Consider the following 12,023-nt stretch of genomic DNA (forward strand, 5'->3'; position numbering starts at 1 on the left):
CGTCATCGCAAAAGCCCTTCGTAGTGACGTTGCTGTAGCTGCGCATCTATTTGCTTGACGGTTTCAAGGCCAACGCCCACCATGATCAGGATCGAGGTGCCACCGAACGGGAAGTTCTGGTTCGCGTTGATCAGTACCAGTGCCACCAGCGGAATCAGTGCCACGAAGCCCAGGTACAGGGCACCGGGCAGCGTGATCCGGGAGAGCACGTACTGCAGGTAATCCGCGGTCGGTTTTCCGGCACGGATACCCGGGATGAAACCGCCGTACTTCTTCATGTTGTCCGAGACCTCTTCAGGGTTGAAGGTGATCGCGACGTAGAAGTAGGTGAAGAACACGATCATGGCGAAGTACAGCGCCATATAGATCGGGTGGTCGCCTCGGGTCAGGTTGTTGTTAATCCACTCAACCCACGGCGCGAGAGCCTCGCCCGCTTTGGGCTGGTTGAACTGTGAGATCAGTCCCGGCAGGTAGAGCATGGACGATGCGAAGATCACGGGGATCACGCCTGCCATGTTCACCTTGATGGGGATGTAGGTGCTGGTGCCGCCGACGGTCCGGCGTCCGATCATCCGCTTGGCGTACTGCACCGGGACACGGCGCTGGGACTGCTCCACAAACACCACCAGGGCAACCGTCACCAGGCCGATCACCAGGACCATAAAGAACGTACCCGGGCCCTGTGAGCTCCAGATGGCGCCCAGAGACGTGGGGAATGTTGCCGAGATGGAGGTGAAGATGAGCAGCGACATGCCGTTGCCCACACCCTTTTCGGTGACGAGTTCGCCCATCCACATGATGAGCCCGGTGCCGGCGGTCAGCGTGATGATCAGCAGGATGGTGGTGATGATGCTGTCGTCAGGAATGATCGGCAGGGCACAGCCCGGTAGCAACTGGCCTGAACGTGCCAGCGATACCAGCGTCGTGGCGTTCAGCAGGCCCAGGGCGATGGTGAGGTACCGCGTGTACTGGGTGAGTTTGGACTGCCCGGAGGCGCCCTCCTCGTACAGCTCCTGGAACCGGGGAATGACCACCCGGAGCAGCTGCACGATGATGCTGGCCGTGATGTACGGCATGATACCCAGCGCGAAGATGGACACCTGAAGCAAGGCACCGCCGCTGAACAGGTTGACGAGCTGATAAAGCCCGCCAGCGCTCTGACCGTTCTGCAAGCATTGCTGGACATTCTGGTAGTTCACACCAGGCGAGGGGATGAACGCACCCAAGCGGAAGATTGTGATGATTGCCAGCGTGAACAACAACTTGCGTCGCAGGTCAGGCGTGCGAAAGGCCCGGCCAATTGCGCTAAGCAAGCGTCCTCCTGTGTTGTTTATAAGCGTGGTGTGATGGGGGACAATAATCCCAACAACCGAGTCTAACGGGTGGATCGGCCATGCGAATAATCCGCGAACCCGCGATTGCGGCGAACGGGCGTAAATAGTCGGCAGGCGGATGCGAAAAAACTCCCGGTGTGCAGGGCCCTGGGGGCCTTGCACACCGGGAGTTCACAACGGGCGTTCGCCCACCGTCTACTAGAGAGCGGTGGTGCTTCCGCCTGCTGCTGCAATCTTTTCTGCGGCGCTGGCCGAGAATGCGTGGACGGTGACGTCAACCTTGACGGTGATGTCGCCGGTGCCAAGCACCTTGACGGGCTGGTTCTTGCGAACAGCACCCTTTTCGACCAGGTTCTCCACGGTGACTGTGCCACCTTCCGGGAACAGCTCGTTGAGCTTGTCCAGGTTTACAACCTGGAACTCAACCCGGAACGGGTTCTTGAAGCCGCGCAGCTTCGGCAGGCGCATGTGCAGCGGCAACTGGCCGCCGGCAAAGCCAGCCTTGATCTGGTAGCGGGCCTTCGTACCCTTGGTACCGCGACCAGCGGTCTTACCCTTGGAACCTTCACCACGACCAACTCGGGTCTTGGCGGTCTTGGCACCCGGGGCGGGACGCAGGTGGTGAACCTTCAGTGTGTTCTGCTTCTCAGCAGTCTCTGCGGCGATCTTTTTCTCTGCCATTTACTTCGCCTCCTCTACCTTTACCAGGTGCGGAACCGTGTTGAGCATTCCAACCGTCACGGCGTCGGCGGTGCGGACAACGGTGTGTCCGATCCGCTTCAGGCCGAGGGACCGAAGGGTGTCGCGCTGGTTCTGCTTGCCGCCAATGGCGGACTTGATCTGAGTGATCTCCAACTGAAGGTCGGAGGGAATCAGGTTCTTAGCCATGGCTTAGACACCCGCCTTCTGGTTCAGGATTGCCTTCACCATTGCCGGCGGAGCAACCTCGTCCAGCGGCAGGCCGCGGCGTGCTGCCACTGCTGCCGGCTCTTCGAGCTGCTTCAGCGCAGCAACAGTCGCGTGAACGATGTTGATGGCGTTGGAGGAACCCAGCGACTTGGAGAGGATGTCGTGGATGCCCACGCACTCCAAGATGGCGCGAACCGGACCACCGGCAATAACACCGGTACCGGCAGAAGCCGGACGCAGCATTACGACGCCGGCAGCGGCCTCACCCTGAACGCGGTGCGGGATGGTGTTCCCAATGCGGGGAACACGGAAGAAGGACTTCTTGGCCTCTTCAACGCCCTTCGCGATTGCGGCGGGAACTTCCTTAGCCTTGCCGTAGCCCACGCCGACCATACCGTTACCGTCACCAACGACGACCAGAGCGGTGAAGCTGAAGCGACGACCACCCTTGACCACCTTGGAAACGCGGTTGATGGTGACAACGCGTTCAATGAACTGGCTCTTCTCGGCTTCGCGGCCGCCGTCGCGGCCACCACGGCCACCACGGCCGCCGTCGCGACCGCCCTGAGCACGGTCGCCACGCTCGCCGCCACGACGAGCGCCACCACGGCGGTCATCGGCAGCAGCTGCGGGCGCAGTGGCCGGAGCAGCTACGGCTTCAGTAGCCTTCTGATCTGCAGACACAGTGTCCTTTTCCTTGTTTGCTTCCGTCACAGTGACAGCCCACCTTCACGTGCACCGTCAGCGACGGCGGCGATCCGGCCGTGGTACTTGTTACCACCGCGGTCGAAGACAACAGCTTCGATGCCGGCAGCCTTGGCACGAGCGGCAACGAGCTCGCCAACGCGCTTGGCCTTGGCGGTCTTGTCGCCTTCGAATGCACGAAGGTCGGCTTCCAGTGTGGAGGCGCTTGCTACGGTCAGGCCCTTGGTGTCATCGACAACCTGGACGAATACGTGGCGTGCGGAACGGTTGACGACCAGACGAGGACGTACAGCCGTGCCGGAGATGCGCTTGCGGATACGAAGCTGGCGGCGGCTGCGCGAAGCAGACTTGCTCTTGTTCGTACGCTTCTTGTTAATTGAGATGGCCATGGTTACTTACCAGCCTTTCCGACCTTGCGGCGGATGACTTCGCCTGCGTAGCGGATGCCCTTGCCCTTGTAGGGGTCCGGCTTCCGCAGCTTGCGAATGTTGGCAGCAACCTCGCCGACCTGCTGCTTGTTGATACCTGAAACAGAGAGCTTGGTCGGGGTCTCAACTGCAAAGGTGATGCCGTCCGGTGCGGTGACATTTACCGGGTGGCTGTAGCCGAGAGCGAACTCAAGGTCAGATCCCTTGGCCTGAACGCGGTAACCAGTACCAACGATTTCAAGCTTCTTCTCGTAGCCCTTGGTAACGCCCTCGATCATGTTGGAAATCAGGGTGCGGGTCAGGCCGTGGAGTGAACGGGAGGCGCGCTCGTCGTTCGGGCGGGCGACAGTCAGGGTCTCTGCTTCCAGGGAAACCTCGATCGGGCTGGCCACAGTGTGGTTCAGCTCGCCTTTGGCACCCTTGACGCTGACGACAGAGCCGTCAACCTTGACCTCAACGCCGGCAGGAACGGTGATGGGGAGACGTCCAATACGTGACATTATTCTCTTCCTTTCCCGTTACCAGACGTAGGCGAGGACTTCGCCGCCCACGCCCTTCTTGCCGGCTTGCTTATCAGTCAAGAGGCCGGAAGAGGTGGACAGGATTGCGACACCCAGGCCACCGAGCACGTGCGGGAGGTTGGTGGACTTTGCGTAAACACGCAGGCCCGGCTTGGAAATACGGCGAACGCCAGCGATTGAACGCTCGCGGTTCGGTCCGAACTTAAGGTCCAGGGTCAGCTTCTTGCCAACCTCTGCGTCTTCTTCTTTCCAGGAGGCGATGTAACCTTCAGCCTTCAGGATGTCGGCAACGCGTGCCTTGAGCTTGCTGTACGGCATGGACACGGAATCGTGGTACGCCGAGTTTGCATTGCGCAGACGCGTAAGCATGTCTGCGACCGGATCAGTCATTGTCATTTGGGCTCTTGCCCTTCCTCATAACGGTTTCCTCGCTGCCGCATAAAGCTTCAGCGAAGGACCTGTTACGTAGTTAGATTAGTCTTCGGCCTTGAACGGGAAACCGAGTGCCTTAAGCAGCGCGCGGCCTTCGTCGTTGGTCTTGGCGGTGGTTACAACCGTGATGTCCATGCCGCGTACGCGGTCGATGGAATCCTGGTCGATTTCGTGGAACATAACCTGCTCGGTCAGACCGAAGGTGTAGTTGCCGTTGCCGTCGAACTGCTTGCCACTGAGGCCGCGGAAGTCGCGGATACGGGGCAGAGCCAGCGTGACCAGACGATCCAGGAATTCCCACATGCGGTCTCCACGCAGGGTTGCGTGTGCGCCGATGGGCATGCCTTCGCGCAGCTTGAACTGTGCGATCGACTTGCGGGCCTTGGTTACCTGCGGCTTCTGGCCGGTGATCAGGGTCAGATCGCGGACAGCGCCGTCGATCAGCTTGGAGTCCTTAGCGGCATCTCCAACACCCATGTTCACAACGACCTTCACCAGGCGGGGAACCTGGTTCACGTTGCTGTACTTGAATTCCTCAACGAGCGTGCTCTTGATGGAATCGGCGTACTTGGTCTTCAGACGAGGAACGATCTTCGCTGCCGGAGTCTCGAGAGTCTCAGTCATTAGATGTCCTTCCCGGAGCTCTTGGCCACGCGGACACGCACTTCACGCTTCACGCCATCGCGCTCAACGGTCTCGGTGCGGAAACCGACGCGGGTGGGCTTCTTGGTGGACGGGTCAACCAGAGCCACGTTGGAGATGTGGATCGAAGCTTCTACGACCTCGATGCCACCGGTCTTGGTGCCGCGCTGCGACTGACCGGCCTTGGTGTGCTTGGTTACGCGGTTAATGCCCTCAACCAACAAGCGGTTGGTCTCGGGGAATACGCGCAGAACCTTGCCCTGCTTACCTTTGTCGCCGCCGCGCTCAGCCTTGGCGCCAGTGATGACCTGAACGAGGTCACCCTTTTTGATCTTAGCCATGGACTAGAGCACCTCCGGAGCCAGAGAAACGATCTTCATGAACTTCTTGTCACGAAGTTCACGACCAACCGGTCCGAAGATACGGGTACCGCGGGGGTCACCGTCAGCCTTCAGGATCACAGCTGCGTTCTCGTCAAACTTGATGTAGGAACCATCCGCACGGCGGCGTTCCTTCTTGGTACGGACGATGACTGCCTTAACAACATCGCCCTTCTTTACGTTGCCGCCCGGAATTGCATCCTTGACGGTAGCGACGATGACGTCGCCAATGCCTGCGTAGCGACGGCCAGATCCACCGAGAACGCGAATGGTAAGGATTTCCTTAGCACCCGTGTTGTCGGCGACCTTGAGTCGCGACTCCTGCTGAATCACTATTTACTCCTTGCGTCGCGCCGGTTCTCAGACCGAAAATCTTCCTACGGAATGAGCCTTGCGGAACGGTTGATCGGGGTGTCTCTTGACCTGCCTGGATTTTGCCAGACCAGGCCTAAACTCCCGTGCCAAAAACATTTGCTTCCCAGGCGGATCCGGACAGGTCCGAGGCGCTAGGGGGCACTATGCCGTGGCACGATTGTTTACGAGGTTGATAACGGCGCACAGAGGGCGCCATACAAACTCAATATCCTAGCACAGTTGGGGCCATCTCCCATATCACACGGTGGCATACAGAGCACAACCACTGCCTTCTAGAGCCGGCAACGCACGACGGCGTCACGCACGGCACGCTTTCGGCCCACCGGGTGTGCAACTCCCCCGGAAACCCGGCCTCCCGCCGTCGAACGCTCTCTCATTTGACGCAGGTTTTTGGGCGACCCTCTCTCACTTAATGTGGGTTCTTCACCAACGCTCTCTCACTCTCCTCAGGAAAGTGAGAGAGCGTTGGTGCCTTTCCTGCATTAAGTGAGAGAGCGTCCTGGGAACGCGGACGACGGCGTCACGCAGGGCACGCTTTCGGCCCACCACCGGTGCCACTCCCCCGGAAACCCGGACTCCCGCCGTCGGACGTCCCCCAAGAACCTGCTCCGCGTGACACCGCCAGCCGGCCCACCCGCAACAAAACGCAGGAAACCCCCGCTCCCAAGAGGGAGCGGGGGTTTCCGGTGCAGTACCTGCAGGCAGGCTGCGGGTGTTACTTAGCCTTTTCGAGGATCTCGACCAGACGCCACCGCTTGGTAGCGGACAGCGGGCGGGTCTCGGCGAGGAGAACGAGGTCGCCGATGCCGGCGCTGTTCTCTTCGTCGTGAGCCTTGATCTTCGTGTTGCGGCGGATGACTTTGCCGTACAAAGCGTGCTTTACGCGGTCTTCAACCTGGACAACGATGGTCTTTTCCATCTTGTCCGAGACTACGTAGCCACGCTTCGTCTTACGGTCACCGCGTTCGCCAGCCGTAGCTGCTGCGGAAACAGTTTCCGTCACGTTCTCGTCCTTTTCACTCACTTGGCATCCTCCTCGGCCTCAACCGTTTCAGCCGTTTCGGCCTTCTTGGCTGCAGCCTTCTTGGACTTCTTCTCTTCCTTGGCTTCCACAACCGGTGCGGCAACCTCGGCACGAATGCCCAGCTCGCGCTCACGGAGAACGGTGTAGATGCGTGCGATGTCCTTCTTTACCGCGCGCAGACGACCGTGGTTCTCCAGCTGACCGGTGGCGGACTGGAAACGCAGGTTGAACAGCTCTTCCTTAGCCTTCCGGAGTTCTTCAACGAGGCGCTCGTTGTCGAACGTGTCCAGCTGTGCGGATGCAAGTTCCTTGGATCCTACTGCCATTTCTATTCACCACCTTCGCGACGCAAAATGCGTGCCTTCAACGGGAGCTTGTGGATTGCCAGGCGCAGGGCCTCGCGAGCTACCGATTCCTCGACGCCGGAGATCTCAAAGAGAACCCGGCCCGGCTTGACGTTTGAGACCCACCATTCCGGCGAACCCTTACCGGAACCCATGCGGGTTTCGGCAGGCTTCTTGGTGATCGGACGGTCAGGATAGATGTTGATCCAGACCTTGCCGCCACGCTTGATGTGGCGGGTCATCGCGATACGGGCAGACTCGATCTGACGGTTGGTGACGTATGCCGGGCTCAGAGCCTGGATACCCCATTCACCGAAGGAGACCTTGGTGCCGCCCGTAGCAGCGCCGGAACGACCCGGGTGGTGCTGCTTACGGTGCTTGACTCGACGTGGGATAAGCATTTAAGCCTGTCCTCCTTCTACTGCAGCAGGTGCAGCCTCAACTGCCGGAGCCTCGGCAGCCGGAACTGCCTCCGCTGCCGGACGGTCGGTACGACGACGGCGGTCACCACGGTCAGCGCCGCCGGCGCCACCCGGGCGGCCCGGACGGTCGCTGGGGCCGCGGCCACGGGACGGAGCAGCAGCTGCCTGCTGAGCCAGTTCCTTGGCGGTGACGTCGCCCTTGTAGATCCAGACCTTCACGCCGATGCGGCCGAAGGTGGTCTTGGCCTCGTAGAAGCCGTAGTCGATGTTCGCACGGAGGGTGTGCAGGGGCACACGGCCTTCGCGGTAGAACTCCGAGCGGGACATTTCTGCGCCACCCAGTCGACCGGAGCAAGCGATACGGATGCCCTTGGCACCTGCACGCTGAGCGGACTGCATTGCCTTCTTCATCGCACGGCGGAAAGCCACGCGGGAAGTCAGCTGCTCAGCAACGCCCTGGGCAACAAGCTGTGCTTCCATCTCGGGGTTCTTGACCTCGAGGATGTTCAGCTGGACCTGCTTGCCCGTCAGCTTCTCAAGCTCGCCGCGGATGCGGTCTGCTTCAGCGCCGCGGCGGCCGATAACGATGCCGGGACGTGCCGTGTGGATATCCACGCGGACACGGTCACGGGTGCGCTCGATCTCAACCTTGGCGATACCGGCGCGCTCCATGCCAACTGACATGAGCTGACGGATACGGATGTCTTCGCGAACGAAGTCCTTGTACCGCTGTCCGGGCTTGGTGCTGTCAGCGAACCAGTGCGATACGTGATCGGTGGTGATGCCGAGTCGGAACCCGTGCGGGTTAACTTTCTGTCCCACTTAGCGAGCCTCCTCTTTCTCAGGTGTAGCGACTACCACAGTGATGTGGCTGGTGCGCTTCTTGATCTGAAATGCACGACCCTGAGCACGCGGCTGGAACCGCTTCATGGTCGGGCCTTCATCAACGAACATTTCGCTGATGATGAGGTCGCTTTCGTCAAACGCAACACCGTCGCGGTCCGCGAGGGACCGGGCGTTTGCGATTGCCGACTGTACTACCTTGAATACCGGCTCCGAAGCTGCCTGGGGGGCAAACTTCAGAATTGCCAGAGCCTCATTCGCTTGCTTACCACGAACAAGGTTGACGACGCGCCGGGCCTTCATAGGCGTTACGCGGATGTGACGCGCAATTGCCTTGGCTTCCATTGCTTTCCTTCTCTCGTCTTTGACGTAAGTGCAGGCGCCTAGCGGCGCTTGCCCTTACGGTCGTCCTTGACATGGCCGCGGAATGTCCGCGTGGGAGCGAATTCGCCGAGCTTGTGCCCGACCATCGACTCGGTGACAAACACCGGAATGTGCTTGCGTCCGTCGTGTACGGCGATCGTGTGCCCGAGCATGTCGGGGATGATCATCGAACGGCGGGACCAGGTCTTGATGACGTTCTTGGTGCCCTTATCGTTTTCCCTGGCTACCTTTACAAAGAGGTGCTGGTCAACGAAAGGACCTTTTTTCAGGCTGCGTGGCATGTGTCCAGGCTCCTATCGCTTGTTCTTGCCAGTACGACGGCGACGAACAATAAGCTTGTCGCTCTCTTTGTTGGGACGCCGGGTGCGGCCTTCCCGCTTACCGTTCGGGTTGACGGGGTGACGTCCACCGGACGTCTTACCCTCGCCACCACCGTGCGGGTGGTCAACCGGGTTCATCGCGACACCACGGACGGTCGGGCGAACGCCCTTCCACCGCATGCGGCCGGCCTTACCCCAGTTGATGTTCGACTGCTCGGCGTTGCCGACCTCGCCGACGGTTGCGCGGCAGCGCACGTCAACGTTGCGGATTTCGCCGGAAGGCAGACGCAGCTGGGCGAAGCGGCCTTCCTTGGCAACAAGCTGGATCGATGCGCCGGCGGAGCGGCCCATCTTGGCGCCGCCACCCGGACGCAGTTCAACTGCGTGGATTACGGTACCAACCGGGATGTTGAGCAGCGGCAGGTTGTTACCGGGCTTGATGTCAGCACCGGAACCTGCCTCAACAACATCACCCTGGGAAAGCTTGTTCGGAGCGATGATGTAGCGCTTGGTGCCATCAATGTAGTGCAGGAGGGCGATGCGAGCCGTACGGTTCGGATCGTACTCGATTTCGGCAACGCGGGCGTTGACGCCGTCTTTGTCGTGGCGACGGAAGTCGATCAGACGGTACTGGCGCTTGTGGCCACCACCCTTGTGACGGGTCGTGATCTTACCGGAGTTGTTACGGCCGCCCTTTTTGGGCAGCGGACGTACCAACGACTTTTCCGGCGTCGACCGCGTGATTTCGGTGAAGTCCGCTACGCTCGAGCCACGACGGCCCGGGGTAGTCGGCTTGTACTTACGGATTCCCATAATTTATTTCCTCGTTAAAGTGGTCTCCGCTACGAGAGCGGACCGCCGAAGATGTCGATGGTGCCTTCTTTGAGGCTCACAATTGCACGCTTGGTGTTCTTGCGGGTACCCCATCCGAATTTGGTGCGCTTGCGCTTACCGGCACGGTTGATGGTGTTGATCGATTCGACCTTGACGGAGAAAATCTTCTCCACGGCCAGCTTGATCTCGGTCTTGTTCGAGCGGGGGTCCACCAGGAAGGTGTACTTGCCCTCATCGATCAGGCCGTAGCTTTTTTCCGATACGACGGGTGCAAGCACGACGTCGCGCGGGTCTTTGATGGTGGCTGCACTCACTTGGCATCCTCCTCGTTCTTTGCTACTGCCCGGTCAGCAACGAATGCTTCGTAGGCAGCCTTGGTGAAGACAACGTCGTCAGAGACGAGTACGTCGTAGGTGTTCAGCTGGTCTGCGTACAGAACGTGAACACCGGCGAGGTTGCGCACGGAAAGTGCTGCAACATCGTTGGCGCGCTCGATGACAACCAGCAGGTTCTTGCGCTCGGAAACTTCGCGCAGCGTTGCCAGTGCGTTCTTGACGGACGGCTTGGTGCCCTCCACCAGTTCAGCAACAACGTGGATGCGTCCGTTGCGTGCCCGGTCAGAGAGTGCGCCGCGCAGTGCAGCAGCAATCATCTTCTTGGGGGTGCGCTGGCTGTAGTCACGCGGTGTGGGACCGTGGACTACGCCACCACCGGTCATGTGAGGAGCACGGATTGAACCCTGACGGGCGCGGCCGGTGCCCTTCTGCTTGAACGGCTTGCGACCTGCACCGGAAACTTCGGCGCGGGTCTTGGTTTTGTGGGTACCCTGGCGAGCAGCAGCGAGCTGGGCTACGACGACCTGGTGCAGCAGCGGCACGTTGGTCTGAACGTCGAAGATCTCTGCAGGCAGGTCAACCTTGACAGTGCTAGTCATTGAACTAGGCTCCCTTCACGGCGGTGCGTACGAGTACGACCTGGCCGCGGGCGCCGGGGACGGCACCCTTGATCAGGAGCAGCGACTTCTCGACGTCAACTGCGTGAACCGTGAGGTTCAGCGTGGTGTGACGAACGGCGCCCATGCGGCCGGCCATTTTCATGCCCTTGAAGACGCGGCTCGGGGTGGATGCGCCACCGATTGAACCGGGCTTACGGTGGTTCTTGTGAGCACCGTGTGAGGCGGGAGCACCGTGGAAGCCGTGACGCTTCATAACACCGGCGAAGCCCTTACCCTTGGTGGTGCCGATAACGTCGATCTTCTGGCCGGCTTCGAAGAGCTCAACAGAAAGCTCCTGGCCCAGCTCGTAAGTGTCAGCATCTGCAGTGCGCAGTTCGACGACGTGGCGGCGAGGCGTGACGCCTGCCTTTTCAAAGTGACCAGCCAGCGGCTTGGTGACCTTGCGGGGATCGATCTGGCCGTAGCCGATCTGAACAGCTACGTAGCCATCAGTGTCTGCGTTGCGCAGCTGGGTGATGACGTTCGAATCTGCCTGGACCACAGTGACGGGGATGAGCTTGTTGTTCTCGTCCCAGACCTGGGTCATGCCGAGCTTCGTGCCCAGCAGGCCCTTTACGTTACGGGTTGCGGTCATAGTCTCTCAGCACCTCCCTACAGCTTGATTTCGATGTTCACGTCGGCCGGCAGGTCGAGACGCATAAGCGAATCAACAGCCTTCGGCGTGGGATCGATGATGTCGATAAGACGCTTGTGCGTGCGCATTTCAAAGTGCTCGCGGCTGTCCTTGTACTTGTGCGGAGAGCGGATAACACAGTAAATGTTCTTCTCCGTCGGCAGCGGCACGGGGCCAACTACCGTTGCGCCTGCGCGCGTGACCGTCTCAACGATCTTCCGTGCTGAAACGTCAATGACCTCGTGGTCATATGACTTCAGCCGGATGCGGATTTTTTGTCCCGCCATGTCGCCTGACTCTCTTTCAGTTAGTGCTGCTCCCGGTGAGGGCTGCTCTGTTCACTTTCTTGTTGCATGTGGCTGCCGAAGCATTTGAAGTCTGAACTACCACCCGCCGCACAAGCTGAATCCGGATGAATCCGGGTTCCTCAACCTGCCGACGTAACCGACCCCCGCGGTCGGGCGTGTCGCGCTTAGCACGCATACAAATCCGCAGTTC

General features: G+C 60.1%; 21 protein-coding genes. All 21 read right to left on the bottom strand.

Annotated features, from left to right (window positions below; all coding sequences use genetic code 11):
- Positions 1-2 precede the first annotated feature (2 nt).
- Complete coding sequence (secY, locus tag FYJ92_RS13835) at positions 3-1,313, bottom strand: preprotein translocase subunit SecY (protein WP_185261218.1); 1,311 nt, start codon at positions 1,311-1,313, stop codon at positions 3-5.
- 219 nt (positions 1,314-1,532) lie between these two features.
- Positions 1,533-2,015, bottom strand: a complete 483-nt coding sequence (gene rplO / locus FYJ92_RS13840; RefSeq protein WP_104062629.1) for a 50S ribosomal protein L15 — start codon at positions 2,013-2,015, stop codon at positions 1,533-1,535.
- Positions 2,016-2,222, bottom strand: a complete 207-nt coding sequence (gene rpmD, locus FYJ92_RS13845; RefSeq protein WP_056344352.1) for a 50S ribosomal protein L30 — start codon at positions 2,220-2,222, stop codon at positions 2,016-2,018.
- A gap of 3 nt (positions 2,223-2,225) precedes the next feature.
- Positions 2,226-2,957: a 30S ribosomal protein S5 gene (gene rpsE / locus FYJ92_RS13850; protein ID WP_185261219.1), complete on the bottom strand. Its 732-nt coding sequence runs from the start codon at positions 2,955-2,957 to the stop codon at positions 2,226-2,228.
- Positions 2,954-3,337, bottom strand: coding sequence for a 50S ribosomal protein L18 (rplR, locus tag FYJ92_RS13855; protein WP_056344358.1), 384 nt, complete (start codon positions 3,335-3,337; stop codon positions 2,954-2,956). Before rplR ends, rpsE begins: the two co-directional genes overlap by 4 nt.
- Positions 3,338-3,339: 2 nt before the next feature.
- Complete coding sequence (gene rplF / locus FYJ92_RS13860; RefSeq protein ID WP_056344361.1) at positions 3,340-3,876, bottom strand: 50S ribosomal protein L6; 537 nt, start codon at positions 3,874-3,876, stop codon at positions 3,340-3,342.
- Between the two features lie 18 nt (positions 3,877-3,894).
- Positions 3,895-4,293 carry a 30S ribosomal protein S8 gene (rpsH, locus tag FYJ92_RS13865; RefSeq protein ID WP_056344363.1) on the bottom strand — a complete coding sequence of 133 codons (399 nt, stop codon included), beginning with the start codon at positions 4,291-4,293 and terminating at the stop codon, positions 3,895-3,897.
- 78 nt (positions 4,294-4,371) lie between these two features.
- Complete coding sequence (gene rplE, locus FYJ92_RS13870) at positions 4,372-4,953, bottom strand: 50S ribosomal protein L5 (protein ID WP_185261220.1); 582 nt, start codon at positions 4,951-4,953, stop codon at positions 4,372-4,374.
- The gene (gene rplX, locus FYJ92_RS13875) at positions 4,953-5,312 is read right to left on the bottom strand and encodes a 50S ribosomal protein L24 (protein ID WP_185261221.1); all 360 of its coding nucleotides are present in this window, start codon (positions 5,310-5,312) and stop codon (positions 4,953-4,955) included. Before rplX ends, rplE begins: the two co-directional genes overlap by 1 nt.
- 3 nt (positions 5,313-5,315) lie before the next feature.
- Positions 5,316-5,684, bottom strand: a complete 369-nt coding sequence (gene rplN, locus FYJ92_RS13880) for a 50S ribosomal protein L14 (RefSeq protein ID WP_024366126.1) — start codon at positions 5,682-5,684, stop codon at positions 5,316-5,318.
- A 757-nt stretch (positions 5,685-6,441) separates the two neighbouring features.
- Positions 6,442-6,750, bottom strand: coding sequence for a 30S ribosomal protein S17 (gene rpsQ / locus FYJ92_RS13885; RefSeq protein WP_056344371.1), 309 nt, complete (start codon positions 6,748-6,750; stop codon positions 6,442-6,444).
- Positions 6,747-7,076 carry a 50S ribosomal protein L29 gene (gene rpmC / locus FYJ92_RS13890; protein ID WP_185261222.1) on the bottom strand — a complete coding sequence of 110 codons (330 nt, stop codon included), beginning with the start codon at positions 7,074-7,076 and terminating at the stop codon, positions 6,747-6,749. The genes rpsQ and rpmC overlap by 4 nt, the downstream gene beginning before the upstream one ends.
- 2 nt (positions 7,077-7,078) lie before the next feature.
- Entirely contained in the window at positions 7,079-7,495 is a 417-nt protein-coding gene (rplP, locus tag FYJ92_RS13895; RefSeq protein ID WP_056344375.1) for a 50S ribosomal protein L16, read from the bottom strand.
- The gene (rpsC, locus tag FYJ92_RS13900) at positions 7,496-8,338 is read right to left on the bottom strand and encodes a 30S ribosomal protein S3 (RefSeq protein ID WP_185261223.1); all 843 of its coding nucleotides are present in this window, start codon (positions 8,336-8,338) and stop codon (positions 7,496-7,498) included. It lies immediately after the preceding gene.
- Positions 8,339-8,704: a 50S ribosomal protein L22 gene (gene rplV, locus FYJ92_RS13905; protein WP_185261224.1), complete on the bottom strand. Its 366-nt coding sequence runs from the start codon at positions 8,702-8,704 to the stop codon at positions 8,339-8,341. It lies immediately after the preceding gene.
- Positions 8,705-8,742: 38 nt separating this feature from the next.
- Entirely contained in the window at positions 8,743-9,024 is a 282-nt protein-coding gene (rpsS, locus tag FYJ92_RS13910) for a 30S ribosomal protein S19 (RefSeq protein ID WP_011775591.1), read from the bottom strand.
- A 12-nt stretch (positions 9,025-9,036) separates the two neighbouring features.
- The gene (rplB, locus tag FYJ92_RS13915; RefSeq protein ID WP_185261225.1) at positions 9,037-9,876 is read right to left on the bottom strand and encodes a 50S ribosomal protein L2; all 840 of its coding nucleotides are present in this window, start codon (positions 9,874-9,876) and stop codon (positions 9,037-9,039) included.
- A gap of 29 nt (positions 9,877-9,905) precedes the next feature.
- Positions 9,906-10,211, bottom strand: a complete 306-nt coding sequence (rplW, locus tag FYJ92_RS13920) for a 50S ribosomal protein L23 (protein ID WP_018773664.1) — start codon at positions 10,209-10,211, stop codon at positions 9,906-9,908.
- Entirely contained in the window at positions 10,208-10,831 is a 624-nt protein-coding gene (rplD, locus tag FYJ92_RS13925; protein ID WP_185261226.1) for a 50S ribosomal protein L4, read from the bottom strand. The genes rplW and rplD overlap by 4 nt, the downstream gene beginning before the upstream one ends.
- Before the next feature lie 4 nt (positions 10,832-10,835).
- Positions 10,836-11,486, bottom strand: a complete 651-nt coding sequence (gene rplC, locus FYJ92_RS13930; protein WP_056344391.1) for a 50S ribosomal protein L3 — start codon at positions 11,484-11,486, stop codon at positions 10,836-10,838.
- A 17-nt stretch (positions 11,487-11,503) separates the two neighbouring features.
- Positions 11,504-11,812: a 30S ribosomal protein S10 gene (gene rpsJ / locus FYJ92_RS13935; protein ID WP_038464699.1), complete on the bottom strand. Its 309-nt coding sequence runs from the start codon at positions 11,810-11,812 to the stop codon at positions 11,504-11,506.
- Positions 11,813-12,023 lie beyond the last annotated feature (211 nt).

This window comes from Pseudarthrobacter sp. NBSH8 (assembly GCF_014217545.1).
In the GTDB taxonomy this organism is placed as follows: Bacteria; Actinomycetota; Actinomycetes; order Actinomycetales; family Micrococcaceae; genus Arthrobacter.